Source organism: Candidatus Binatus sp. (assembly GCF_036567905.1).
Classification (GTDB): Bacteria; Desulfobacterota; Binatia; order Binatales; family Binataceae; genus Binatus.
In genome coordinates, this window is the sequence record NZ_DATCTO010000008.1 from 56086 (window position 1) to 79790 (window position 23705).

Consider the following 23705-nt stretch of genomic DNA (forward strand, 5'->3'; position numbering starts at 1 on the left):
TCGTCACGCGGTGCGCGCCAATCCTTGCGCGCGGCGTGCGGCGAGCGCGGCATTCAATTCCAGGCGCATCGCCTCGGCGTACTCGGCGGCCGCCTCGACGGGCTTGGCGCCGTCCTTTTTCCGATACGCGTACATCAGGCTTCGGCTCGCATTGACGATGAATCCGGCGCCGTCCGCGCGCGCCGATGCGACCGCGTCCGGCGCCGACCCGCCTTGCGCGCCGTATCCCGGCGCCAGGATCGTCGCGGCCGGCATCAATTCACGCGCTCGCCGCGCATGCTCGGGATAAGTCGCGCCGACCACCGCGCCGACGGAGCTGAGACCGCTGGCGCCCACGCAGTCGCCGCCCCATTCGTTCACGCGCGCCGCAACCGACTCCCATAGCGGGCGGCCCGATGCGCTCAGATCCTGGAATTCCCCCGACGAGGGATTCGAAGTCTTCACCAGCACGAATACCCCGCGGCCGTCTCTCGCCTTCGCGACAAACGGCATCACCGCGTCAATTCCCTGGTACGGGTTGACGGTCACGGCGTCGCAACTGAAATCGCCATCGCCCAGAAAAGCCTCGGCATAGGCGGCCGAGGTCGTGCCGATATCGCCGCGCTTTGCATCCGCGATCGTAATCAAGCCGAGGCGCCGGGCCAGCTTGACGACCTCGCAAAACGCGCGCATCCCCTCCAGCCCGCGCGCTTCGTAAAACGCCAGTTGTGGCTTGACCGCGACCGCAGAGCGCGCGCACGCCTCGACGATTTCGCAACAGAAGCGCGCCAGAGTGTAACCGCGCGGGATTGCGGGCGCGTCCGGCGCATCGAGCTGGGGATCGATGCCAAGCACCACGACGCTCTGCTTGAGACGCGACGCTTGTGCAAGGCGATCGGCAAAATTCATCGCGGCGATTATCGCATACTGCGGCCCGCGCGTCATATCGGGTCGTTGCGTTTTCGCGTCCATCGCGGGCATCCTTTTGGGAGGCAACGACAGGAAAAAAACCGGCATGAACAACCTGACTATTGTTACCAAGCTCCGTTTTATGGCCGCGCTGGCGCCGGCGATTCTGTTGCTGGCGGCCGCGCTGATTGCAGGCGCGTTTCACGTCTTCGGGACGGCGCCGCGGCAAATCTACGACAACGAATATGCGGCGGCGCGCGCGGCCCAGGGGATGGAAAACGCGCTTTACAAGATGGATTGGGGACGCACGCAATCCGACGCATCGCAAATCGTCATGGATCAGCAGCGTGGATTCATTTCTGAAATCGAGATTGCACGATCGCATATCGAAACCCGCGAGCAGGCCGAACGGATCGAGAAAATCGCCAACGACGCGCGCCCGCTGTTCGACGCGCTGCGCGCGGCGGCGCCGGGCGACGACAGCCTCGAGCCGCGGCTGCGCGATCTGGAAGGGACGGTGGCGGATCTGATGAGCCTTGATGACGCGGCTTTGGTCGCAGTGGCGGCCGGCGCCGAATCACAGGCCCGCACCATGATTGCGATTACAATTGTGGGACTGGTCGTCGTCCCGTGGATTTGTTTCGTCGTGATCGCGCGCTTGTCCGGCGGCCTCTACACCGAACTAAAGGAAATGCGCCGCCGCGTCGACGCGCTCGCCGAGCGCGAGCTGGCTCCGTCCAACGAAGCGCGCGCGCTGGACGAATCGCTGTCCAAGCTTGGCTTGCCGAAACCGAATCCGATGCTGGCCGAGTAGCAACGCGGTGCGCAACCCTACCGCTGCTTGCGTTTCGCGAGCTTTTTCGCCGCTGCCTTTGCTCCACCGTCGGGCAGCACGATGTCGAGGCTGCGCCACAGATACCATGCCGCCGCGGTTCGATACGGACGCCATCGCTCGGCGTGCTTGAGCAGGCGCTTGCGATTGGGCCGCTTCCGCATCCGGTAGTGCCGCCAGACCGCGTTCTGGACGCCGAGATCGTCGGCGGGCATCACGTCGGGCCGTCCCAGGTTGAACATCAGGAAGATTTCAGCCGTCCACTTGCCGATTCCCTTGACCTGGGTGAGATGGGCGACGATCTCCTCGTCGGTCATTCGATGGAAGCGATGGAAGTTGAGCTTGCCGTCCCGGACGTGCGCCGCGAGGTCCTTTATGTAGAGCGCCTTCTTTTCCGAGAGGCCCACGCTGCGCAGTTCCGCGTCGGTTTTGGCGAGCACTTGCTCCGGCGAGGGGAATTCCACGCCGGGGAACAAGCCGACAAAGCGGCCGTAAATCGCGTTGGCGGCGGCGCCCGCAAGCTGCTGGAAAATGATATTTCGCGCCAGCGCCTGGAAGCGCTCGCGGCGCGGCTGGATTCCAAGCGCACCGACCTCGGCAATAATCCGTGCGAGGACCGGGTCGGCCTTGCTAAGATGGGTTTGCGCCTTGCGCGCGTATGGGACTCTGTCAGTTGGCATCGCACTCAAAACCGCAGTTCGCCGAATCTTGCACGCCTGCTAAGCTTGTTCAATCTGTCCTATGAGCGAAGATACTCGACTCCCGATGCGCCCGGAGAACCTCCACGAAGGGATGCGCCTTGGGCCGATTCATTACCTCGTCACTCCCGAGCAGGCGCGCGCATTCTCGCAGGTGGTAGGGGCCACGAGTCCCGAATTCATCGTCGATGCGCGCAACCCCGGCGCGATCGTGTCGCCCACGATGCGCTTGCAGGATTACGCGCTGCTCATCGCCGCTCATCTCAAGGGCGGTACGGGCGGAGTCCACGCCAAGCACTGGTGCGAGTTTCACGAGCCGATGCGCGTGGGCCAGGCGGTCAAGACCGAGGGTACGATCACGGCCGTGTATCACAAGCGCGGCAAGTTTTATTTCACGCTGGAATATGAATCGCGCGACGCGGTGACCGATCAGCTGCTGGTGCGGCAGGCGATTACGTCGGTGCTGCTGAACGACAAGGGAGAGATGCGATGAGCGCGCCGCCCGGTGAGATTCGAATCGGCGCGGAACTGGTTTCGGCGCCGTACCTTATCGATGCGGACGTGGCGAAGGCCTACCTCGAGAGCATCGAGCAGCCGCCGCGGCGCCGCCCGCGCGGCAACATCCACGACAACAAGGACGCCGCGCGCAAGGCGGGATTCGTGGCGCCGATCGCCGCCGGCGAGCAGACCATCGCGATAGTCGCGCAATTCCTGGCGGACAACTTCGGCATGCGCTTTGTTCGCGGCGGACGTATCGATGTATCGCTCACCAGGCCGGTGTTCTACGGCGACACTTTGACCGCCCGCGCGAAAATAGTTGCCGTCGGTCCGCAGCGGGCCGAGCTGCAGATACACGTCGAGAATCAGCGCGCCGCACAGGTGCTGACGGGAAGCGCCGCGATCAGGCTGAGCGACGCATGAGCGCCGGGCCGATTCCCGGTTCGAGCGATGCGCCGCGCGACGGGATCCCGCCGACTCGCGCGACACCGCTCTGGCGCAAGGCGACTCCGTATCTCGGAACCGTCGCGATCTTTGCGCTGATCTTCTGGCGCATTCCCATCCGCAAAGTCGAGCAAGCGCTGTCGCAGGTGCCGGTGCTCGAATTCCTGGCGGTGTTCATGCCGTACTCGCTGTTTTACTGCGCGATCGATTCGGCGTGTCTCACCTGGGTTGTGCGCCGCTTCAACGCGCGGATGCACTATCGGGACATCCTGCCGATTCGCGCGAGCATGTACGTGCTGGCGCTCGTCAACACCAGCCTCGCCCAGGGCGGCGTCGCGTACTATCTGCATCGCAAAGCCGGAGTCAGCTTCCTGAGCGCGCTCAGCTCGGTGCTGTTCATCGCGCTGCTCGAAATCTACCAACTTTTTCTCTTCTCGACGCTGGGAGTGATCTTTTACACGCCGGCGAGCGCCGCGCAGGTGAGGCTGGTTGCGGTTCTTCGCGTCGTGTACATCGCGGCATGGGCGATGCTGGCGGCACTAATTATTTTCTTCGCGATTGCCCGGCGGATCGCGCCGATCCGGAACTGGGTCGAGAACGGAAGGGCGGGCGCATTGCTCGCGACTTTTATCCAGGCGCGCCCGCTCGACTACCTGGTGGTGCTGGCGATCAAGGCGCCGACCTTCCTCGCCTCGGTCGTCGCGCAATATTATGCGCTGGCGCTGTATGGGATCGCGGTCCCGTTCGTGAAGCTGATGCTGTTTCTGCCGCTGGTGTTCCTGGCGGCCGCGCTGCCGATCGCGGTAGCTCATCTCGGCACCAGCCAGGCGGCGTGGCTGTTGTTCTTCTCGAGCAACGCGCCGGCGGCGAAGATCGTCGCCTACAGTATCGCCGCGCAACTCACCTTCATGCTTTGCAACGCGCTGATCGGACTGGTGTTCCTGCCGCGCGCCAGCCGCGAGCTGACCGCGCTGCGCGCCGAGCCCGCAAGCACTTCAGCGAGCGCGTGAGACCCGCCGGGCGCGCCGCTAATCCGGGTGCGGGGAGAGCCAGACGTGCTCGAAGCGCGTCGGCCGCATCGGATTGATCACGTAATCGTGCACCCACGGCTGGCGGATTATGTAAGTCACCGGGTAGTAGAGAAAAACCCACGGCGCGTCGGCGACGACGATCTTCTCGGCCTGGTCGTAGAGTGCGTAGCGCTTTTTCAGGTCGGCCACGGGCTCGGCTTCACCGAGTAGTTGCTCGACCGCGGGGTTGGAATAAAAACTGTCGTTGTTGGAACCCCACTCGGCACGCGAAAGCAGCGCACCGAGAAAATTCTCGGGATCGGGAAAGTCAGCCTCCCATCCCTGCATGAACGATTGCACTGTGCGGGGCTGGCGAATCGCTTCGAGAAACGGCCCCCACGCGACCGGCTTCAGCCTGGCGCGGATTCCGAGCGGCGCGAGATCCTGCTGTATCGATTGTGCGAGCATCAGGATGGTCTGGTCGGCGCGCATCCAGATTTCAAACTCGAAGCCGCGTGCGAGATGCGCCTGTTCGAGCAGTGCGCGCGCCTTCGCCGGGTCATAGTCGTAGCCCTCGAGATTGGGGTCGTAGCCGGGCAGGTTCGGCGGCATAAGACCGCGCGCGACGACGCCGCGTCCGTTCAAAATTGCGATCAGCTTGCGGCGGTCGATCGCGCAGCTCAGCGCGCGGCGCACGCGGACGTCGGTGAACGGCCACATCTGGCAGTTCATGCCGAGGTAGCGGGTCGTGACCGTGGTTTTCGCCAGGGTCAACTTTCGCAGCGCCGGAGTTTTCATGACGTAGGGGAACTCGGCCGGCGGGATATCGACCACCGCGTCGATTTGGCCCGCGTCGAAGCGCAGCCATTGCAGCTCCTGGTTTACTCCGACCGACTCGACGATCGCGTCGAGATGCGGCAACGGTTTGGCGAAGTAGCAGGGATTGCGCACCAGCACCAGGCGTTGCCCGCCAATCCACTCGCGCAGCATGAAGGCGCCGCTGCCAACGACGTGGCGGGAAAAATCGTCGCCCCATTTTTCCGCGACGTCGCGCGGGATGGCCGACGCAAACGGCATCGCGAGCTTGTGCGCGAAGATCGGATCGGGTGCGCCCAGGTGGAAAACGATTGTCGAATTGTCAGGCGTCTCGATTCCGCTCACGTGGGCGCTGCGATGCGCGGCGAAATCGGCCGCGCCCACGATACCGCGGTAGTACTCCATCCCTCGCGAGCGCGTGGCGGGATTCAGCACGCGTTCGATTCCATAGCGGAAGTCGGCGCTGGTTACGGCTCGTCCGTCGGAAAAACGGGCGTCAGCGCGCAGGTGAAAGGTAAAAGTCGTCGCGTCGGGCGAGACTTCCCAGGCGGTTGCGATATCGGGTTCGAGTTCGATATTGCCGTCGCCGTAGCGCACCAGGGTGTCGAAAATTGCCTGTTCGAAAGTCCAGGAAACGGTGTCATATCCAGCCGCCGGGTCCAGTGTCGGCACGTCGTCGGCATCCGCAAGCCGGAGCACCATCGCGTGCGGCGGTAACTTGAGCGGCGGTGGTCCGCCGCCGCATCCCGCGGCTAGTGCGATCGCGATTGCCTGGAGCAACAGCGTGATGCGCGCGGGCTTGAGTCTTCGACGGATCATTGCGAGCGCCTGCGCAAAAATCCGTAGCCGAGCAGATTGAAGCTGAGCACCGCGTAAAAGATCGCCAGACCGGGGAAGGTCGCCAGCCACGGCGCGGTGCGGAAGTAAATCGTCGCCTCTTCGATCATTCGGCCCCAACTCGGCGTTGGCGGCGGCACGCCCAGCCCAAGGAAGCTGAGCGCGGCGTCGAGCAGCAGGGTGTCGGAGGTCCTGAGCGCCGCCATCACGACGATTATCGGCAGGACGTTGGGGACGATATGGCGCGCGATCACTCGGCGTGACGGCGCGCCCAGAGCCGTAGCGCCGACCACGAAATCCCGCCGGGACATCGCCAGCGTTTCCGCCCGCACCACGCGCGCGATCGACGTCCATGAAACCAGCCCAATGACGATGAAGATCGTGCGCAAACTCGGTCCCAGCACCGCAACCAGCGCCATCGCGAGCAGCAGCGGCGGCAGCGACAGCATCAGGTCCGTGAAGCGCATCAGAATAAAATCGACTGCGCCACCGAAGAATCCCGAGCACAGGCCGATCGCGATGCCGATGGTCATCGTGACCGCCATCGCGGCGACGCCGACGGTGAGCGATATTCGGGCGCCGAAGATGATGCGCGAGAGCACGTCGCGGCCGAGTTCGTCGGTGCCCATCGGAAATGCGAATGAGGGCGCGCCGGGATCGCCAAAGGTCGGCGCGACGACGATCGTCGGATCGTGCGGCGCGAGCAACGGCGCAAAGATCGCGACGATCACGAGCACGCTGACCATCGCGGCGCCAACGGTTTCGAGCGTGACGAGGCGGCGGATATTCATCCGGTCTCCGCCAGCCGAATACGCGGATCGAGCCACGCGTAGAGCAGGTCCACCAGCAGATTGACGACGACAATCAGGAACGCGGAGAACAGCACCGTGCCCATGATCACCGGGATGTCGAGATTGAAGATCGCCTCGGCTGCCAGCCGCCCGATCCCCGGCCAGTTGAAGACCGTCTCGGTCAGAACCACGCCCGAAAGCAGCCCCGCCAGATCGAGCCCGGCCAGCGTGACCAGCGGCAGCAGCGCGTTTGCCATCGCGTGCTTGAGCATCACCCGGACGCGCGAGAGACCCTTGCCGCGCGCGGTGCGCACGTAATCCTGATCGAACGCATCGCACAGGCTGGTGTGAAGAACGCGCGAATAGTAGCCGGCCGAGCCGAGCGCGAGCGTCAGCGTCGGCAGAATCAGGCTGGTGGCGCCGCTGTAACCGCCAAGCGGAAATGAGCGAATGGTGGCAGCCACCGCGATCAGCAGCATCGTGCCCAGCCAGAACACCGGGATCGACACCAGCGCCAGCGATATTACCAGCAGGATGTTGTCGGCCGCGCGCCCGCGATACGCGGCCGCCAGCGCGCCCATCGCAATTCCAAGCATCAACGACAACGCCATCGCGGCGCCCGCCAGCACCGCGGTTGCGGGAAAGCGGTCGGCTATCAGCCGCGTCACGCTCTCGCGCCGGATATACGAACGGCCGAGGTCGCCGTGAATCGCGCGATCGAAGTAGCGCGCGTACTGGACGTAGAGCGGCTGGTCCAGCCCCATCTCGATCCGGATCGAGGCGAGAGTTTGCGGATCGGCCTTCGCCCCGGCCATCGCGACCGCGGGATCGGCGGGAACGACGAACGCGATCGCAAACGTGATGACCGACGTTCCGACCAGGACCGCCGCGCCAAATACGATTCGCCGTACGAGGTAAGCGAGCATCGCTCAGCCCGCAACAAATCCGCGTGCGGCAAGCTCGCGGCGGAGCCGGAGCTCGGCGCGATCGCGATGGCGTTTCGCACGGGCGCTGTCCTCGACGGAATCGAGTGCGGCGCGAGCCTCGGGCGCAAGCGTCGCGATCGCGGCCGACATCACGGCCAATAGCTGCTCGTCGTCAGAGCCGCGCGACGGGTCTGATTTGAGCGCGTGATAGTGCGCCAGAAACGCGGTCAGCGACGAGTACGCAGGGACTTTCACGCGAACAAGGTTAGCCTGCGGTTGCACCGAGTGGCGAGATCGCCAGCCCGATCAGATAGCCGGCGGCCGCCGCGCTCATCGCGATTGCAAGAAAGCGCAGGCCCGGCCGCCAGCGATCGGCGCGATGCGCGAGCCAACCCTCGAAGTATCCAACCCCGAACAAGGTGAGCGCGGTTGCAACCAGCGCGCCGCCAAGGTCGTAGCGGGGATCTGGAATTAACATGTACGGCAGCAGCGGCACCACCGCGCCGGCCAGGAATGCGATCCCCATCACGATTCCATCCAACGCCGGCCTGCCGAACGTCCCGCCACTGAGCCCGAACATCTTTGCCTCGGCGGTCGATGCGAGAGCCTTGGGCGAGGTGCTGAGCAAGCGGACGATGCGATAGGCGCCCTCGCGACTGAGGCCTTCCTTGCACAGCTCGTCGAGCAATCCTTCCTGGACGGTGTACGGCTTGGCGGCAGCGTCGACGCGCACGAGCTCAAGCTCGGCGCTCAGCACCTCGGTTTCCGCGCGCGTGCCCAAGTAGGCTCCTGCAGCCATCGAGAGCGCACCGGCCGCGGTGGAAGCCAGGGCGGCGAGCGCGACCTGCGAATGCTGTGAGACGGCGCCGCTGAGCCCGCACAGCACGCCCGCGGTGGTCAGCACGCCGTCCTGCACGCCGAACACAATTTCGCGCACGCTCGAGAGCCGCTCGAACAGCCGCCTTTTCCCCGCGGGATCGATTGCGGCCAAGCTGGTCCTAGAACTCGCGGTTGGCGGGACCGAACTCGACGCCCGGAGTCCAATCGGCGGGGCAAAGTTGGCCGGTTCGGAGCGCGCGCACGATTCGAAGCGTCTCGATCACGCTGCGTCCGACGTTCAGCGGGCATGATGCGGCGAACGCAACCTTGCGTTTCCGATCGAGGATGAACGTCGCACGCAACGCGACCTTTTGCTGGTCGTCGAAAACGCCGTAGGCGCGCGCCAGATTGCCGTCCGGGTCGGCGAGCAGCGGGTAGCCGATTCCGCCGAGCTCGCGGGCCCATCGCAGATGGCTGTCCACGTCGTCGATACTGATGCCCACGATCGTCGTCTCCTCGGCGGTAAATTCCTTCAGCGCCTTGTTGAAGCCCGTGACCTCGGTGGGACAGATGAAGGAAAAGTCGCGCGGATAGAAAAAGATCAGAACCAGCTCGGAAGAAATCTTCGCCAGACTGGAGCGTGCGATACGCCCATCAAGCGCGCAGTCAAGATCGAACGACGGTGCGGGATCGCCGGGCTTCAGCATCGCGGCCTCAAGTGCACGCTTGGTCGATAGCGCAAAAGCAAAACCTACTCAATCTCGAAGCTGAGAGAAACCGTCGCCGACACGGTGACCTCGCCCGGTTCGACCGGTGTGGCCACGCTGGCCGACATCGCCATTGCCCTTCCCATCCGCATCGGAATCGGCCGCGCTTGCGCCATCGTCGTCGCCTTGAGGACCTTGCCGAGCTTCACGCCCAGCGCAGACGCAAGCGCTTCGGCCTGTGCGCGGGCGTCGCGAGTTGCGATCGCGATCGCTTCAGTACGCGCCTTGGTGTCGTCCTTGACGCTGAAGTCAAGCGAGTTGACGCGATTTGCGCCGGCCGCAATCGCGGAATCGATGAGCGGGCCAACGAGGTCGAGCGCGCCGGTATGCACCGTAACCGAGTTTTGAGCGTTGTAGCCGATAATCCTGGGCTTCTCGCTCGCACGCTGGTCGTACTCGGGATTCAGCGAATAGCCGCCGGTGGTAATCTTGCCCTTGTCGCCGAGTTTGGACTTGAGCGCGTCGATCACCTTGGTCGCCAGCGCGGCGTTGCGGTTCGCCGCTTCCTCGGCCGTCTTCGCTTCAGTCTCGATCGCTAGATCCAAATCCGCGGTGTCGGGAGAGGTGCGCGTCTCGCCGCTGCCGTCAACTTCAATCGTCCGCATGGCGGGAGTATTCGCACCGCTATCCGCCCACGCCGCGGCAGCGAACGCTGGGATTACAATCGCAAGCGCAAGGCCGGCGGCGGCTGCTCGGAATCTCAGCTTCATGGCTTTCACCTCGGGCGCGCTCCGGAATAAGTTGATTCGAGCCGATTTTATCCGGAGACTGTACCAATTGACGATAATCACAATCGTCACGCAAGACGAATGGCGGAAAAACAAGCAAAACCAAATGACAAGAAGGTAACCCCGCGCAGCGAGGACTTCGCCGCGTGGTACAACGACATCTGTCTGCGCGCGGAGCTGGCGGACTACTCGCCGGTGCGCGGATGCATCGTGTTTCGTCCCGACGGTTTCGCCATTTGGGAGATGCTGCGCGACGAGCTCGACCGGCGCATCAAGCAAACCGGCGCCCGCAACGCATACTTTCCCCTGTTCATCCCGCAGAGCTTCCTGCAAAAGGAGGCGCAACACGTCGAGGGGTTCGCGCCCGAGCTTGCGGTCGTTACGCACGGCGGCGGCAAGGAGCTCGAAGAGCCGCTGATCGTGCGTCCCACCTCCGAGACGATCATCAACCATATGTTCGCGCAGTGGATCAGATCGCATCGCGACCTGCCGATGATGCTCAATCAATGGTGCAACGTCGTGCGCTGGGAGATGCGCACGCGTTTGTTCCTGCGCACCACCGAGTTCCTCTGGCAGGAGGGACACACCGCGCACGCCACGCGCGAGGAAGCCGAACGCGAAACGCTCACGATGCTCGAAGTGTACCGCCGGTTCGTCGAGGAGTTCCTGGCGATTCCGCTGATCGTCGGACGCAAGAGCGCGGCCGAGCGATTCCCGGGCGCCGTCGAGACCTACGCGATCGAGGGCTTGATGGGCGACGGGCGCGCGCTGCAATGCGGCACCTCGCATTTTCTCGGCCAGAACTTCGCCAAGCCGTTCGAGATCCGCTACCTCGACGATCAAAATCAGATGCAGTTCGTCTGGCAGACGAGCTGGGGGGTATCGACCCGGCTGCTCGGCGCGATCGTGATGGCGCACGGCGACGACCAGGGACTGCGGCTGCCGCCGGCGGTCGCCTCGACGCAAGCGGTCGTCGTGCCCATATTCCGCAAACCCGAGGAGGGCGAAAAAGTCCTCGCCGCGGCGCGTGCCGCGCTGGAATCGCTGACGCAGGCCGGAATCCGCGCGCGCATCGACGATCGCGAAGGACTGACGCCGGGGTTCAAGTTCAACGACTGGGAGATGCGCGGCGTGCCGGTGAGAATCGAGATCGGACCGCGCGACGTTGCCTCGGGCGAGGCAGTATTCGCGCGGCGCGACAAGTCGGGGCCGGAATCAAAGAGCAAGGCGTCGCTCGGATCGATCGCGGACGCGGTCGGCGCGCTGCTGGGCGAGATTCAGAAAAATCTCTACGCGCAGGCGAAGGCCGCGATGATCGCGAATACGCGAAAGTTCGACGACTACGCCCAGTTTCGCAATCACATGGAAGGCGAGGGCGGCGGTGGATTCGCCGACGTCTATTGGTGCGGGAATCCAGTGTGCGAGACGCGGATTCGCGAGGAGACCAAAGCGACTTGCCGCGCAATTCCACTCACCAATGACGGCGTCGCGGGGGTGTGCATGGTATGCGGCGAGCCGGCGGCCGAGCGCGCGTATTTCGCCAAGGCGTATTGAGTATCTGTCCCCCCGCCCGGACGAAGTCCCGCATCTTTATTTCCTGGCACCGGGTGCAGGGGCCGCAGCCCCTGCCGCACACCGCGCAGGTGATTCTACCGACAACTAAAATCGGTAGCTGATCTTCATCGCGGTGCGCACTTCGGCCATCGTTGCCTGCGCGACGGCGCGTCCCTTACGCGTACCCTCGACGATTATCTCGCGGACGCGATCGGGCTTCGACGCGAAATGCGCGCGGCGCTCGCGAATCGGTTCCAGAAAAACGTTCAGCGCCTTGAACAGCTTCTCCTTGACCTCGACGTCGCCGACCGTGCCCTTGCGGTAGCGCTCCTTCAAGTCTTCGATTTCCGCCTTATCCGGATTGAACACGTCGTGATACGTGAAAACGGGATTGCCCTCGACGTGGCCGGGATCGGTTGGATGCAGGCGCGTGGGATCGGTGAACATCGACATCACGCGCTTGCGCACGACCTCGGGCGAATCGCCAAGGTAGATGCAGTTGCCGAGCGACTTCGACATCTTCGCGCCGCCGTCCGTCCCCGGCAGCCGCGCCACCTGGCCGACCAGCGCCTTCGGTTCGATGAGGACTTTGTCGTACATGCGATTGAAGCGCCGCACGATCTCGCGCGCCTGCTCGATCATCGGGAGCTGGTCCTCGCCGACCGGGACTAGATGCGCCTTGAAGATCGTGATGTCCGAAGCCTGCGAGATTGGATACGTGTAAAAGCCCACCGGCAGGCGGCTCGTGAAATTCCTTTGCTTGATTTCGTCCTTGAGCGTCGGATTGCGCTCGAGCGTCGCGGTGGTGACAAGGTTCATGAAGTAGATCGTCAGCTCGGTCAGCTCCGGGACCATCGATTGAACGACGATCTTCACCTTGTCCGGATCGAGGCCGACCGCCAGGTAGTCGAGCGCGACCTCGAAGATATTCGCTTCGAGCTGCTCGGGATGCTCGAAGTTGTCGGTCAGCGCCTGGATGTCGGCGATTAGCAAGTAGGTATCGTATTCATCCTGCAGGCGTATCCGGTTTTGCAGCGATCCTACATAATGGCCGAGATGCAATGGCCCGGTGGGACGGTCTCCAGTGAGTATTCGTTTAATCATCAGTCAATAGTCAGTTCTTGAAGAGACGGCGCAAGGTCGCCAGGTTCTCGATATCCTCTTTCAGGTCGGGACCCTTGGGCGTCTCCAGGCACATCGGCAGGCCGAAAAACCGCCGATCGTTGAGGATGCGGCGAAACGCGTCGAGCCCGATAAATCCCTTCCCGATATGCTGATGGCGATCGACGCGCGAATGGAAGTCCTTGAGCGAGTCGTTGAGATGAAACGCGGCCAGTTTTTTGATTCCGATAAACTTGTCGAGTTCGCTGAAGGTATTTTCATAGCCTTCCGGAGTGCGCAGCTCGTAGCCGGCGGCGAAGGCATGCTCGGTGTCGAAGCATAGCCGGAGGCGCTCGTGTTCAACGACGGCGTCGAAGATTTGCGCCATCTGCTGAAACGTGTGGCCGAGCGTGCTGCCCTGGCCGGCGGTGATTTCCAGCGCGATCTTCACCGCGAAGCCTTTGCATGCGGCGTGCGCCTCGTCGATCGACTTTGCAATCGTCTTGAGTCCATTCTCAACCCCCGCGCCGACATGAGCGCCCGGATGCGCGACCAGCGTGGGCACGCCGAGCGCCTCGCACCGATTCAGCTCATCGATAAACGCCTTGACCGACTTGATCCGCAGAGCTTCATCGGGCGCGCCGAGATTCACCAGGTAGGAGTCGTGCGCGATCACGATCCCGATGCCGGTTTCGATTTGATTGCGTTTGAAATTCTCGATTTCCTCTTTGCTGTACGGCTTCGACGCCCACTGTCGCGACGACTTGGTAAAAATCTGAATGCATTCGCAGCCGGCCTGCTGGCCCCGAATCAGCGCCTCGCCGACACCTCCGGCGATCGACATATGCGCGCCAAGGATTGGACGGCTGGGTTTGCCGGTGTTTGCCATCGTGACATGCAGCCTTTACGCGCCGGGCTTTGCGCGCGCAAGCGTAGCGCGATTTTATACTAAAGACTGCCCAATGCGAGCGGCGGGAAACCCGCGCAACCGCTCTTGCCCGCGACGCCCATCGGTGGATACTTCATTACTCGTGCGAACTGCGATCATCATAATAGGACTGGCGATTGCCGCCGCGGGATGCGCTCGCGTTATTTCACTGCCGCCGCAGGTGACGCTTGCGGAAGTGGAGCCGTCGGGCCGCGCCGCCAAGCCGCCCGATTGCAACATGCCGGTTTTGCGCCATGAGCCGCTGGGGGATTTTCGCAAGGTCGCAATCGTCGAGGGATTGGGGAACGTTTATGCCAGTGAGGCCGACGTGCTGCCCGCCGTGCAGCGCAAGGCCTGTGAAACCGGCGCGGATGCGATCGTCATACTCACGAGCAGAGCGCAGACCAGCGAATCCACCACGGGCTACTACATCAATTCGGTAGCGATCGTGTATGGCAAAGAAAATCCGGCCGCGGCCGGCACCGCGTATAAAATTCTTCGGTGAGAGCACCAATGGGCATCTATTGCTTTCGCGTTGCCGCCGATTTCAGCGCATGATAAGTGCCTGATTGCGGTGGCGAAGCGATCCATAAAGACGGTCGGCCTGGTCGTCAAGTACGAGCGGCCCGACGCGATCACCATCGCGCGAACCCTCACCCGCCTTCTCCGCAGCAGGCACAAGACTCCGCTCGCGGACACCGAGACGGCGAAAAAGATCGGCGCCGAGGCCGTGCAAGGGCATCTCCTCGCCGATCGTGCCGATCTGATCGTCGTGCTCGGCGGCGACGGCACGCTGCTCGGCGTCGCGCGCCTGGTCGCATCGAAGGGGATTCCGATCCTGGGCGTAAATCTTGGCGGGCTTGGCTTCCTGACCGAAGTGGCTATCAAGGAGGCGCCAGCCGCCCTGAGACGCATACTCGACGGCGACTACCAGGTCGATCGGCGCATCATGCTCGAGGCAATCGTCGAACGCGCAGCCGAGCAGTTCACCCAGCCGTTTCTGGCGCTCAACGACGTGGTCGTCGGCAAAGGCCCGCTCGGCGGGATGCTTCAGCTCGACGTATTCGCCGGCCACAAAGCCTTCTGCTCCTACCGCGCCGACGGATTGATCATCGCAACTCCCACCGGCTCGACCGCATATGCGCTCTCCGCTGGCGGCCCGATCGTTTTTCCCACCGTCAACGCGATCGTGGTCGCGCCAATCTGCCCGCATACGCTGAGCAACCGCCCGGTGGTGCTGCCGGATTCGTTTGAAATCGAGATTCACGTGAAGGCGCCGGATCACGACGCGATTTTCACCGTCGACGGCCAGGAGTCGGCGCAACTGGGCCCCACCGACGTAATCAGAATCCATCGCGCGCGCCACGTCGTTTCGCTAATCCGCTCCGCTCATCCGAATTTTGAAATCTGGCGTGACAAGCTCCACTGGGGATAGGCGCGCGCGTCCCAGATGCTGCTCGAACTGCACATCCGCAACTTCGCGATAATCGAGGAAGCTCAGCTCGAATTCGGCGCAGGCCTCAACGTGCTTTCCGGCGAAACCGGCGCCGGCAAAACGATCATCTTGAGCGCGCTCGGATTGCTGCTCGGCTCACGCGCGTCGCCCGATATGATTCGCACCGGCGAGAAGGAGGCGGTCGTCGAGGGACGGTTCGAGCTCGAGGGCGAGGCCGCGATGCCTGAACTGGCCGGGCGCAGGCGCGACGGCGAGCGCCGCGAGTTGATCGTGCGCAGAGTGATCGCCGAAGGTGGTGGGCGCTCGCGGGTGACGATCGACGGCGAACTCGCCACCGTGCAAAGCCTTGGCAAATTAGGCGCGTCGCTGGTCCAGGTTTATGGACAGCACGAGCAGCATTCGTTGCTCCGTGCGGAGAGCCATCGCGAGACTCTCGATCGTTACGCGAACCTCGATGACGAACTCGCGTCCTATCGCGAACGCTACGCGCGCGCGCAAGACATCCAGTCCCGCCTTCACGAACTAAACCGCCGCGAACGCGAACGCGCGGATTTGCTGGAACTCGCAAGGTTCCGCGCGACCGAACTCGAGCGCGCCGAGCTCGTCGCGGGCGAAGATGAAGCGCTATCGCGCGAACGCACCGTGCTCTCCAACGCAAGCAAGCTCGCCACCGCCGCGCTCGAAGCCGAGCAGGCGCTCTACGGCGCCGACGGCGCGGCGACCGATACGGTTTCGCGCGCCGAAGCGCGATTGGCCGATGCGGCTGCGCTCGATCCGAAACTCGGCGATGCGCTCGGGATGATCAAGTCGGCCCGCGCGAACCTCGAGGAAGCGGCGCGCGCGCTCGGCGCGTACGCGTCCAGGATCGAGGCGGATCCCGCGCGTCTGGAAGAAATCGACAACCGCCTTCAGGAACTGACGCGGCTCAAGCGCAAATACGGCGGGTCAATCGATAGCGTGATCGAGACGTTGGAGCGATCGCGGGCCGAGATTGGCGAGCTCGAAGGAATCGGCGAGTCGAAAGCTCAAGTCGAAGCCGCGATGGCGGCGGCGCTCGACGAACTCAGCGGGCATGCAAATCGACTGTCCTCGATTCGCCAGCGCGTTGCCGCCGAGCTCGGCCGCAAGATGGAAGCCGAATTGAGGACGCTCGGGATGCGCTCGCCGGGTTTCGAGGCGCGGCTCGGCGCGCTCGGCGCGGAGGAAGCCGGCTTCGTGCATGGCGGCGTTGCGCTCGGCCCGTTCGGCGTCGATACGGTCGAGTTTCATCTGTCGCCGAATGTCGGCCAGCCTGCGATGGCGCTGCTGAGAATCGCCTCGGGCGGCGAGCTTTCGCGCGTGATGCTCGCGCTCAAGCGCCTCGAGGCGCAGCGCCGCGGTGTTGCCACGATGATTTTCGACGAAGTGGACGCGGGAATCGGCGGCGCGGTTGCCCAGGTGGTTGGCCGCAAACTGAAACAACTCTCGCGCTTTCATCAGATTTTGTGTGTCACGCACCTGGCGCAGATCGCGGCGTTCGCGGACCGTCATCTCACCGTCGAAAAAGAAGAGCGGCGCGGTTCGACCCGCAGCCGTGTGGCGGTTCTGGAACCCGGCGATCGCACCGAGGAGATCGCGCGCATGCTCGGCGGCGAAGTATCCGACAAATTTCGCCGCGCCGCCCGCGAACTGCTCGATCGCGCCCGGGAATGACGCGTGCTTGGCGCCGATTCGCCGCCATGATGAAACCGATCTCCAATTACCAGCGCGGACCCGGTCGGTTGACTCCACGGACGGTATCCGGTTAGCTGAAAAATCTCGCCCGCGGTGGGGCTGTAGCTCAGTTTGGGAGAGCGCCTGAATGGCATTCAGGAGGTCGCGCGTTCGATCCGCGTCAGCTCCACCAATTAAATCAAGCACTTAAACGCTTTCGCGACAAACGCGGATAATCAAAAGGCGGCAGATAGGTGGCAAGCCCGCCCCAGGGTGGCGCGATACTTTGCAACCTTCGACCGAAGGCTTGAGCTAGAGCGAGAATGGAGACAGATTGAAAAAATATTTGAAATTCCGCTGGACAGAAAATTAGGTCGCGGGCAGCCGTTGAGAGTGGGAGATGACTGATTAATGCCGAACAAGCCGCAAATGCTCGAAGGCTACCGGGTGCTGGATTTCACGCAGTTCGTCGCGGGGCCGACCTGCACGCGAATTCTCGCTGAGATGGGCGCTGAAGTGATCAAGGTCGAACTCGCGCCTGACGGCGATCGCATCCGCGCCGACGGGCTCAAGTCGCGAGCGCCTGAATTCAAGAACTCGAGCCATAGCACCTATTATCTGCAGCACAACCACTCAAAGCTAAGTTTTGCGATCGATCTCAAAAAGCCCGGAGCGCGCGAGATCGTGATGTCGATGATTCCGCAGGTCGATGTGGTAGTTGAAAATTTCGCGCCGCGCGTGATCGACCGGCTCGGATTTGCCTACAAGGACATCAAGGCGGTCAATCCGAAAATCATCATGTGCTCGATTTCGATGGCGGGGCAGACCGGACCGCTGTCGGTCAAGCCCGGCTACGATTTTATCGGCCAGGCATATGCGGGAGTTACCGACGGCATCGGGCAGGCCGATGGGCCACCCGCGCTGACGACGATGGCAATCGGCGACGTTTCAACCGGCGTCGCCGCCGCGATGGCTGTCGGCTTCGCGCTGTTGCATCGCGAGCGCACGGGACAAGGCCAGTATCTCGACGCGTCGCTGCTCGATACCTACTTCCACATGCACGAGAAGAGCGTGCCTATCGTGTCACTGCGCGGCGACAAATTTCGTCCGACGCGAACCGGCTCGTTGCATCCCGACGGCGGCACCACCGGCATTTTTCATTTCCGGGGCGACCAATACATTCTGATTACCTCGACGCCGCATCAATGGCCGCAGCTGGTGCGCGCGCTCGGGATGCCTGAATTGGCCGCCGACCCGCGCTTCAAGGATGCCCGCGGGCGTCGCGACAACAAGGAACAACTGAGAGACGTGATCGAGAAGTGGCTCACACGCTTTCCGGCCCGCGACGACGCGATCGCCGCGCTGGATGCTGAGCGCGTGCCGTGCGCTCCGGTGCTGACGGTCAACGAAGCCATAAAGCATCCGCATCTCAACGAGCGCAAGACGGTTCGCTGGGTCGAGGATCCGATCCTGGGCAAGGTCGCGATTCCGGGTGTGCCGGTGAAGTTTTCGGCATGGCCGGACCGGACAGAAGTGCGTTCGTCGAGGCTCGGCGAGGACAACGAGCGAGTTCTGCGCGAACTGCTTAAGATGCCGGCGGGCGAGATTCGCAAGCTCTATGCGCAAGGGATCCTGGTCCGCGATCCGACGCTCGAAAGCAACGCGTCGTAGCTCGGAAGAATTCCGGGCGTAGGTGCGACTCGAAAAAGATTTGCAGCGATCAATTCATGCAAAGCTCTCCGATCGACTACATGCGTTCCAGAACGATGACCGGGATCTGACGGGTGGTGTTCTTCTGGTAGTCAACGAAGGCGGGCATCGCTTTGGCCTGGGCGTTGAACAGCCGCTCGCGCTCGGAGCCAGTGGTAATGACAGCCCTGGCCTGGAAGCGTTCGACCCCCAGCTCGATTGTCGGGGCAGGATGAGCCTTGAGGTTGTGGTACCAGGCGGGATGTTTCGGCGCTCCGGCCTTCGACGCGATTATAACGATTCGATCGCTGTCCTTGGTGTACACCAGCGGAGTGGTAGTGGGACGGCCGCTCTTGGCGCCGGTCGTAGTCAGCAGAAGCAGCGGCGCGCCCACGAACGGGCCGCTGAGCACCTTGCCGCCGTTGGCGCGAAACTCTTCGATCAGTTTATCGTTGAATTCGCGCAATGCTTGCTCGTTGAACTCCGCCACGGTGTGTCTCCTCTTTTCAGGAAAGTTGTGCCTGATCGTGAACCCGGTCCGGCAGCCTATGCCTGAGTTTAATCTCGGGGCATTTGTTGTTCCACGGGGGGCGCTGGTTCGGCGGCGGGGCGGTTTGACAGCCTAACAGGCGTTAGATAGATTTTTCGGCGAGTCAGTGCGAAGCGTTTCGAAAACTTCAGCGGCGCGCGCCAGCGCCAGGATGGTTGGCCTGCGACGGCCCACCGACACGCGTGAGCGCGTGCTGCAAGCGGCGCAGGCGCTGTTCGCCGAGCGCGGCTATCGCGGCACCAGCCTGCGAGACATCGCCAAACGAATCGGGGTCAAGGCGCCGTCGCTGTTGCATCATTTTCCGTCCAAGCAGCAGCTCTACCTCGCGGTGCTGGACCAGATGTTCGAGAGTCTGGACGACGCGGCCAACGCGATCGTCTGGAAGCAGGAAAGCCGGCAGGAGCGGATGCGCCAGGCGCTCGGGCACACGGTTGACTTTATCGCCAGCCACCGCGATTTCGTGCGAATCATGTGGAAGGAGATGGCCGACGAAAGCGGGGCCGGGCGGCAAGTGCTCAAACGGCGCCTGCCGCCGCTGTTTTCCAGCGCGGTCACTTTTATTTTCCGCGGCCAGCGCGACGGCGAATTCCGCACCGCAGTCGATCCGCTGCATTTCATGTGGGGGCTCAACGCGATCACGATCGGCTACTTCACGATCGCGTCGATGATCCGGCGGCTGTGGGATATAGACCTGCTCGAGCCTGCGATGATTGAGCGGCGCAAGCGCGAACTGATCGACCTGGTCGAGCGGACGCTTTTCACTCTTGATGGCGCCCAGCGGCCGATCGAGTCAGCAGATTCGCGCGCGCGCGGCACGCGCCTGGAGCTTGAATCGGCGAAAAACGGAAGGAGAAAATCGCGCTTATGAAACTGGGAACCTTTTATGAGCATCAGTTGCCGCGTCCATGGAAGGAGGGCTCGGAGCTCAAGCTCTTCCAGGACGCGCTCGATCAAGTCGAACTGGCGGACCGGCTCGGCATCGACCATATGTGGGAAGTGGAGCATCACTTCCTCGAGGAGTACGCGCATTCGTCGGCGCCCGAAATTTTTCTGGCCGCGGCGAGTCAGCGCACCAGGCAGATTCGGCTCGGTCACGGGATCGTGTTGCTGCCGCCGGGCTACAACCATCCGGCGCGGGTCGCGGAGCGGATCGCGACGCTCGATCTGGTCAGCGGCGGGCGGGTCGAGTTCGGCACCGGTGAATCGTCGGCGGAGCTGGAGCTGGGCGGCTTTTGCATCCCGCGCGCGGACAAGCGCGCGATGTGGCAGGAGTCGCTGGGTGCGATCGCGCGAATGTTTGTCGAGGTTCCGTTTCTTGGCCATGAGGGCAAGTACTTCAAGATGCCGGTGCGCAACGTGGTGCCCAAGCCGGTGCAGAAACCGCATCCGCCGCTGTGGGTCGCGTGCTCGCGGCGCGAGACGATTCATCTGGCGGCGAAGCTTGGAATCGGCGCGCTGACGTTCGCGTTCGTATCGCCGGAAGAGGCGCGCGAGTGGGTCACCGACTATTACACGACGCTCGAGCATGAGTGCGAGCCGATCGGATACGCGGTCAACGCGAACATCGCGATCGTCACCGGCTTCATGTGCGACAACGACGCCGAGCGGGCGCGCAAGATGGGCGAAGAGGGGCTGAAGTTTTTCGGCTACGCGCTCGGCCATCATTATGCGTTCGGGCAGCACGAGCCGGGCAAGACGAACATCTGGAACAATTTCAAAACCAGCCCGATCAGTGTGCCGGGCATGGACGGGGCGAACTCATGCGTCGGATCGCCCGACCAGATTCGCACGCGGCTGGGCGAATTCGAGCAAGCCGGCGTTGACCAGGTCGTGTTCATCTCGCAGGCGGGCAACAACAAGCACGAGGACATCTGCTCGTCGCTCAGCCTGTTCGCCGAAAAGGTCATGCCCGAGTTCAAGGAGCGCGAACAAAAACGCGCCAAGCAGAAGGCCGAGCGGATCGCCCCGATCCTGGAGAAGGCGATGAAGCGCAAACCCGAGCCGAAAATTCCCAAGAGCGACGGACCCGTCGTGGTGCAGGCCGGGATGCTCGTGTAAGCGCGACGGCGCCGTCAATCCTTGACCGGCGCTGTCGGCGCGGGTCCGACGCGGGTGAACTTTACCGGGAATCCGGCGCAGTCATTCGGATTGACGAGTTCTTCGCGGAAATTGCTCGCGTCATTGACGACAATTCGCGCCTTCACCCATCGCGCCTGCTGGAATCCATGCTCGGCGCATATCTGATCGGCGACCACGATGGTCGGTACCTGTTGATCAAGTGTGCCGCGCCACACGGCTTGGCCCGGCGGGATATTTTTGTTGCCGTCAACCATGGTCGCGACGTAATTGCGGCCGCGTAACATCGGGTCCAAACCGATAACCACTCGAACTGGTCCGCCCGGATAGGTGGCCATCCAGTTTCCGTTCAGCAGCCTCGCCACGTTCATCGGCGGCGCGGGCGGCTGCACGGGCGCGGGCGGAAGCGTCGGCATCGACGGCCCCGCAGATTGTTGGAACGACTGCGAATTGCAAGCGGCGGTCGCGCATGCGAGCAGAATCGTCAGCGCTGCAAGGGCAACGCGGCGCGCGCTCGCCGGCGACGGACTCGCGGCATTCAACCTTCGTGAGCAGTGGCAATTGATGCTCGGGCGCGGCATAGGTTCCTCCAGCGGATGGATGGTCAAGTATAGACTGAGCTGCGGCGCAGAACAGCAGAGTCACTTTTCCCGCGGCGCGTCAATATCGATGAGTTAGCGGTTGACTGTCACAGCGGGCTGCTGATGACTGCTTGATAAGCGGATGCCTGTCGTTTGAGCAGGCACGTTGCATTTTTCATCAATACTCACACGATTTTGAAGTGGCACTTTTCCTGCTTTAGCACTCCTATGCTCCCGCCCGTAACGGGAGCCACGCGTGCGCGCGGCGGACAACCGCTCGGCGGTGAATCGAAGGAGGCAAGATGGCTGAAGAACAGAGAAAGATGGTGCCGACGCTGGGCTTGACCGGGGTCACGGTCAACGCCATGGCGCTCATCGCCCCGGGAGCCTTCCTGTGGATTACATTCGTCCAGCAGGCGGGTTACGCGTTTCCGTCGGGGATGGCGATGTGGGCCGGGATTTTCGTCGCGCTGCTACTGGCGTACGCGACCGCAATTTCGTACGCGGAACTCGCCAAACTTTATCCCGGTGCGGGCAGTTCGTACCTGTTTGCAGAGCAGGCCTTCCTGAGCAAAACCCACGCGTACAAGTTCGCGCGCGTGGCCAAGTTCGTAATCGGATGGTCGTCGCATCTGTATTACTGGATGTATCCCGGCGTCATGGTCGCCACGATGGGCATCATGATCGGGTACATCGTCGGCACGCTCGCGCCGAGCACGATGAATGCGGGAATTCCCGGCCCGGTATTCATGGCGATAATTGCGATAATTTTCGCGTACGCCGTGGCCTGGATCGCTTTCCAGGGAGTCAACGGTTCCACCATCGTCAATATCGGGATCAACGGAATCCAGATCGTGGCGCTGCTGTTCTTCGCCGCGCTCGCGATCGCTTACCGCGTCGGGCATCCCGCGGGCTCGGCGGGCCTGGCGCTCGACGCCAATGGCAACACGATCGCGGCGACGCTGGGCTACGGCATAGCCGGCGACCACCCGTCGCACGCCAGCGCACTCTCGGTCATCCTGCCGCACCGGTTTGACTGGGTGATGCTGCAGGCAACGGTCGCGATTCTGCTGCTGGTCGGCTTCGAGTCGGTGACCGCGCTCGGCGAGGAAGCGAAGAACCCCAAAAAGGACATCCCGCGCGGAGTTCTGCTGTCGCTCACGATCCAGGGGTTGTTCTGCTACCTGATCGAATACTTCGCCGCCAACTATTTCCTGAGCAGCGCCTATAGTCTGGCGGAGGCCAAGGGATCGGCGGCCCCGCTCGGCGACATGATGACGATCATCGGCAACGCGCTGCTCGGCGGACACGGTCAGGCGTTCATGCTGATGGAAGCGCTGACGGTTTTCCTGGCGCTGATCGGCACCACGCTGTCGTGCATCAACACCGGCGCGCGCGTGACCTACGCGATGGGGCGTGACGAGGAAGTGCCCGAGCACTTCGGACTGTTGCACGGCAAGAACCTGACGCCGCATCGCGCGATTTGGGTGCTGGCAACGATATCGGCAATACTCGGCGCATACGCCGCGCTATTCTACTTCGCCGGCGGATCGGCGCCCGATGACAAGACGATTGCGACTCTCCCGCACAACCTGTGGTACGCGCTCGGAATGAGCTCCAACGCGTCGCTCTCATCGCTGCCCAACGGGTTGCTGCTGGTCACTCTCACTTCAAACTTCGGAACCTTTCTGCTCTACGGTCTGACCAACATTGTGTGCATCGTGGCCTACTCGGAGCGTGACGAGTTCCATGGATTCAAGCACATGGTGGTGCCGGTGTTCGGCGCGATCGCAAACTTCGCCTGCCTCGCGTTCTACATCATCGGCCCGATTGAGGGGCTCGGCAGCGTGAAGGAACCGCTGATGGCGGTCGCGATCTCGGCGATTTGGGGAATCTACGGCGCGATTTACTTCGTCCGTAATTCCAAGCGGCGTGGCAAAGAGACGATTCTGGTAACCAAGCCGGCCTGATCCCAGGCGCTGGCTTGGCGAATAATCCGTGGGGGCGGGCCGCGAGCGGTCGCG

25 protein-coding genes and 1 tRNA gene are annotated in these 23705 nt (G+C 63.0%); 13 read left to right on the plus strand and 13 right to left on the minus strand.

All coding sequences use genetic code 11. The annotated features are described in order from the left end of the window. Nucleotides 1–3 precede the first annotated feature (3 nt). On the minus strand, nucleotides 4–951 hold the full coding sequence (gene pyrF / locus VIO10_RS00800) for an orotidine-5'-phosphate decarboxylase (protein ID WP_331958002.1): 948 nt from the start codon (nucleotides 949–951) through the stop codon (nucleotides 4–6). Nucleotides 952–994: 43 nt separating this feature from the next. Between pyrF and VIO10_RS00805 the strand changes: the two genes are divergently transcribed. Further along, nucleotides 995–1702, plus strand: a complete 708-nt coding sequence (locus tag VIO10_RS00805) for a hypothetical protein (protein WP_331958004.1) — start codon at nucleotides 995–997, stop codon at nucleotides 1700–1702. A gap of 17 nt (nucleotides 1703–1719) precedes the next feature. Here the strand turns inward: VIO10_RS00805 and VIO10_RS00810 are convergent, their stop codons facing one another. Next, a complete protein-coding gene (locus VIO10_RS00810; RefSeq protein WP_331958006.1) occupies nucleotides 1720–2400 on the minus strand; it encodes a DNA-3-methyladenine glycosylase in 681 nt (226 codons plus the stop codon). An 85-nt stretch (nucleotides 2401–2485) separates the two neighbouring features. On the opposite strand from VIO10_RS00810, the gene VIO10_RS00815 reads away from it, so the two are divergent. From VIO10_RS00815 to VIO10_RS00825, 3 genes are read left to right on the plus strand one after another with little or no spacing between them, the layout of a single operon-like run. Further along, nucleotides 2486–2911 (plus strand): FAS1-like dehydratase domain-containing protein, encoded by a 426-nt coding sequence (locus VIO10_RS00815; RefSeq protein ID WP_331958008.1) that lies wholly within the window; start codon nucleotides 2486–2488, stop codon nucleotides 2909–2911. Further along, nucleotides 2908–3339 (plus strand): MaoC family dehydratase, encoded by a 432-nt coding sequence (locus tag VIO10_RS00820; protein WP_331958010.1) that lies wholly within the window; start codon nucleotides 2908–2910, stop codon nucleotides 3337–3339. Before VIO10_RS00815 ends, VIO10_RS00820 begins: the two co-directional genes overlap by 4 nt. Then, nucleotides 3336–4370 carry a lysylphosphatidylglycerol synthase domain-containing protein gene (locus tag VIO10_RS00825; RefSeq protein WP_331958012.1) on the plus strand — a complete coding sequence of 345 codons (1035 nt, stop codon included), beginning with the start codon at nucleotides 3336–3338 and terminating at the stop codon, nucleotides 4368–4370. The genes VIO10_RS00820 and VIO10_RS00825 overlap by 4 nt, the downstream gene beginning before the upstream one ends. A gap of 18 nt (nucleotides 4371–4388) precedes the next feature. Here VIO10_RS00825 and VIO10_RS00830 read toward each other — a convergent pair whose 3' ends face one another. Genes VIO10_RS00830 through VIO10_RS00860 form a run of 7 tightly spaced genes read right to left on the minus strand, consistent with a single transcriptional unit; the run spans nucleotide 4389 to nucleotide 10036 of the window. Further along, on the minus strand, nucleotides 4389–6005 hold the full coding sequence (locus VIO10_RS00830; protein ID WP_331958014.1) for an ABC transporter substrate-binding protein: 1617 nt from the start codon (nucleotides 6003–6005) through the stop codon (nucleotides 4389–4391). Continuing rightward, entirely contained in the window at nucleotides 6002–6814 is an 813-nt protein-coding gene (locus VIO10_RS00835; RefSeq protein ID WP_331958016.1) for an ABC transporter permease, read from the minus strand. The genes VIO10_RS00830 and VIO10_RS00835 overlap by 4 nt, the downstream gene beginning before the upstream one ends. Then, nucleotides 6811–7740: an ABC transporter permease gene (locus VIO10_RS00840; protein WP_331958018.1), complete on the minus strand. Its 930-nt coding sequence runs from the start codon at nucleotides 7738–7740 to the stop codon at nucleotides 6811–6813. Before VIO10_RS00840 ends, VIO10_RS00835 begins: the two co-directional genes overlap by 4 nt. Nucleotides 7741–7743: 3 nt before the next feature. Next, the gene (locus VIO10_RS00845) at nucleotides 7744–7995 is read right to left on the minus strand and encodes a hypothetical protein (RefSeq protein ID WP_331958020.1); all 252 of its coding nucleotides are present in this window, start codon (nucleotides 7993–7995) and stop codon (nucleotides 7744–7746) included. A 10-nt stretch (nucleotides 7996–8005) separates the two neighbouring features. Next, entirely contained in the window at nucleotides 8006–8731 is a 726-nt protein-coding gene (locus VIO10_RS00850; RefSeq protein ID WP_331958022.1) for a VIT1/CCC1 transporter family protein, read from the minus strand. Nucleotides 8732–8738: 7 nt separating this feature from the next. Then, nucleotides 8739–9266: a redoxin domain-containing protein gene (locus VIO10_RS00855; protein ID WP_331958023.1), complete on the minus strand. Its 528-nt coding sequence runs from the start codon at nucleotides 9264–9266 to the stop codon at nucleotides 8739–8741. A 44-nt stretch (nucleotides 9267–9310) separates the two neighbouring features. Beyond that, on the minus strand, nucleotides 9311–10036 hold the full coding sequence (locus tag VIO10_RS00860; RefSeq protein WP_331958024.1) for an SIMPL domain-containing protein: 726 nt from the start codon (nucleotides 10034–10036) through the stop codon (nucleotides 9311–9313). Between the two features lie 99 nt (nucleotides 10037–10135). On the opposite strand from VIO10_RS00860, the gene proS reads away from it, so the two are divergent. Then, nucleotides 10136–11608: a proline--tRNA ligase gene (gene proS / locus VIO10_RS00865; RefSeq protein WP_331958026.1), complete on the plus strand. Its 1473-nt coding sequence runs from the start codon at nucleotides 10136–10138 to the stop codon at nucleotides 11606–11608. 105 nt (nucleotides 11609–11713) lie between these two features. Here proS and trpS read toward each other — a convergent pair whose 3' ends face one another. Together trpS and VIO10_RS00875 are read right to left on the minus strand one after the other, a co-directional pair. After that, nucleotides 11714–12712: a tryptophan--tRNA ligase gene (gene trpS, locus VIO10_RS00870; RefSeq protein WP_331958028.1), complete on the minus strand. Its 999-nt coding sequence runs from the start codon at nucleotides 12710–12712 to the stop codon at nucleotides 11714–11716. A gap of 10 nt (nucleotides 12713–12722) precedes the next feature. Continuing rightward, a complete protein-coding gene (locus VIO10_RS00875; protein ID WP_331958030.1) occupies nucleotides 12723–13598 on the minus strand; it encodes a deoxyribonuclease IV in 876 nt (291 codons plus the stop codon). A 124-nt stretch (nucleotides 13599–13722) separates the two neighbouring features. Here VIO10_RS00875 and VIO10_RS00880 point away from each other — a divergent pair, with 124 nt between their 5' ends. From VIO10_RS00880 to VIO10_RS00900, 5 genes are all read left to right on the plus strand, one after another. Next, on the plus strand, nucleotides 13723–14142 hold the full coding sequence (locus VIO10_RS00880; protein WP_331958032.1) for a hypothetical protein: 420 nt from the start codon (nucleotides 13723–13725) through the stop codon (nucleotides 14140–14142). Nucleotides 14143–14211: 69 nt separating this feature from the next. Further along, complete coding sequence (locus VIO10_RS00885; protein ID WP_331958034.1) at nucleotides 14212–15072, plus strand: NAD(+)/NADH kinase; 861 nt, start codon at nucleotides 14212–14214, stop codon at nucleotides 15070–15072. 15 nt (nucleotides 15073–15087) lie between these two features. Next, a complete protein-coding gene (gene recN / locus VIO10_RS00890; RefSeq protein ID WP_331958036.1) occupies nucleotides 15088–16785 on the plus strand; it encodes a DNA repair protein RecN in 1698 nt (565 codons plus the stop codon). 116 nt (nucleotides 16786–16901) lie between these two features. After that, nucleotides 16902–16978 (plus strand) — tRNA-Ala (locus VIO10_RS00895). A 218-nt stretch (nucleotides 16979–17196) separates the two neighbouring features. Beyond that, on the plus strand, nucleotides 17197–18456 hold the full coding sequence (locus tag VIO10_RS00900; RefSeq protein WP_331958038.1) for a CoA transferase: 1260 nt from the start codon (nucleotides 17197–17199) through the stop codon (nucleotides 18454–18456). A 76-nt stretch (nucleotides 18457–18532) separates the two neighbouring features. Here the strand turns inward: VIO10_RS00900 and VIO10_RS00905 are convergent, their stop codons facing one another. Then, entirely contained in the window at nucleotides 18533–18964 is a 432-nt protein-coding gene (locus VIO10_RS00905) for a nitroreductase family deazaflavin-dependent oxidoreductase (protein ID WP_331958040.1), read from the minus strand. Nucleotides 18965–19130: 166 nt separating this feature from the next. Here VIO10_RS00905 and VIO10_RS00910 point away from each other — a divergent pair, with 166 nt between their 5' ends. After that, nucleotides 19131–19892, plus strand: a complete 762-nt coding sequence (locus tag VIO10_RS00910; protein ID WP_331958042.1) for a TetR/AcrR family transcriptional regulator — start codon at nucleotides 19131–19133, stop codon at nucleotides 19890–19892. Then, the gene (locus tag VIO10_RS00915; protein ID WP_331958044.1) at nucleotides 19889–21082 is read left to right on the plus strand and encodes an LLM class flavin-dependent oxidoreductase; all 1194 of its coding nucleotides are present in this window, start codon (nucleotides 19889–19891) and stop codon (nucleotides 21080–21082) included. Before VIO10_RS00910 ends, VIO10_RS00915 begins: the two co-directional genes overlap by 4 nt. 14 nt (nucleotides 21083–21096) lie before the next feature. Here VIO10_RS00915 and VIO10_RS00920 read toward each other — a convergent pair whose 3' ends face one another. Then, nucleotides 21097–21516: a hypothetical protein gene (locus tag VIO10_RS00920; protein ID WP_331958046.1), complete on the minus strand. Its 420-nt coding sequence runs from the start codon at nucleotides 21514–21516 to the stop codon at nucleotides 21097–21099. Between the two features lie 467 nt (nucleotides 21517–21983). On the opposite strand from VIO10_RS00920, the gene VIO10_RS00925 reads away from it, so the two are divergent. Next, complete coding sequence (locus VIO10_RS00925; protein ID WP_331958048.1) at nucleotides 21984–23651, plus strand: APC family permease; 1668 nt, start codon at nucleotides 21984–21986, stop codon at nucleotides 23649–23651. Nucleotides 23652–23705: the final 54 nt, after the last annotated feature.

What these genes read in the sequence shown, in the direction of transcription:
- pyrF (WP_331958002.1), bottom strand. Translation starts at nt 951, where the DNA reads ATGGACGCGAAAACGCAACGACCCGATATGACGCGCGGGCCGCAGTAT.
- VIO10_RS00805 (WP_331958004.1), top strand. Translation starts at nt 995, where the DNA reads ATGAACAACCTGACTATTGTTACCAAGCTCCGTTTTATGGCCGCGCTG.
- VIO10_RS00810 (WP_331958006.1), bottom strand. Translation starts at nt 2,400, where the DNA reads ATGCCAACTGACAGAGTCCCATACGCGCGCAAGGCGCAAACCCATCTT.
- VIO10_RS00815 (WP_331958008.1), top strand. Translation starts at nt 2,486, where the DNA reads ATGCGCCCGGAGAACCTCCACGAAGGGATGCGCCTTGGGCCGATTCAT.
- VIO10_RS00820 (WP_331958010.1), top strand. Translation starts at nt 2,908, where the DNA reads ATGAGCGCGCCGCCCGGTGAGATTCGAATCGGCGCGGAACTGGTTTCG.
- VIO10_RS00825 (WP_331958012.1), top strand. Translation starts at nt 3,336, where the DNA reads ATGAGCGCCGGGCCGATTCCCGGTTCGAGCGATGCGCCGCGCGACGGG.
- VIO10_RS00830 (WP_331958014.1), bottom strand. Translation starts at nt 6,005, where the DNA reads ATGATCCGTCGAAGACTCAAGCCCGCGCGCATCACGCTGTTGCTCCAG.
- VIO10_RS00835 (WP_331958016.1), bottom strand. Translation starts at nt 6,814, where the DNA reads ATGAATATCCGCCGCCTCGTCACGCTCGAAACCGTTGGCGCCGCGATG.
- VIO10_RS00840 (WP_331958018.1), bottom strand. Translation starts at nt 7,740, where the DNA reads ATGCTCGCTTACCTCGTACGGCGAATCGTATTTGGCGCGGCGGTCCTG.
- VIO10_RS00855 (WP_331958023.1), bottom strand. Translation starts at nt 9,266, where the DNA reads ATGCTGAAGCCCGGCGATCCCGCACCGTCGTTCGATCTTGACTGCGCG.
- VIO10_RS00860 (WP_331958024.1), bottom strand. Translation starts at nt 10,036, where the DNA reads ATGAAGCTGAGATTCCGAGCAGCCGCCGCCGGCCTTGCGCTTGCGATT.
- proS (WP_331958026.1), top strand. Translation starts at nt 10,136, where the DNA reads ATGGCGGAAAAACAAGCAAAACCAAATGACAAGAAGGTAACCCCGCGC.
- trpS (WP_331958028.1), bottom strand. Translation starts at nt 12,712, where the DNA reads ATGATTAAACGAATACTCACTGGAGACCGTCCCACCGGGCCATTGCAT.
- VIO10_RS00875 (WP_331958030.1), bottom strand. Translation starts at nt 13,598, where the DNA reads ATGGCAAACACCGGCAAACCCAGCCGTCCAATCCTTGGCGCGCATATG.
- recN (WP_331958036.1), top strand. Translation starts at nt 15,088, where the DNA reads ATGCTGCTCGAACTGCACATCCGCAACTTCGCGATAATCGAGGAAGCT.
- VIO10_RS00900 (WP_331958038.1), top strand. Translation starts at nt 17,197, where the DNA reads ATGCCGAACAAGCCGCAAATGCTCGAAGGCTACCGGGTGCTGGATTTC.
- VIO10_RS00915 (WP_331958044.1), top strand. Translation starts at nt 19,889, where the DNA reads ATGAAACTGGGAACCTTTTATGAGCATCAGTTGCCGCGTCCATGGAAG.
- VIO10_RS00920 (WP_331958046.1), bottom strand. Translation starts at nt 21,516, where the DNA reads ATGCCGACGCTTCCGCCCGCGCCCGTGCAGCCGCCCGCGCCGCCGATG.
- VIO10_RS00925 (WP_331958048.1), top strand. Translation starts at nt 21,984, where the DNA reads ATGGCTGAAGAACAGAGAAAGATGGTGCCGACGCTGGGCTTGACCGGG.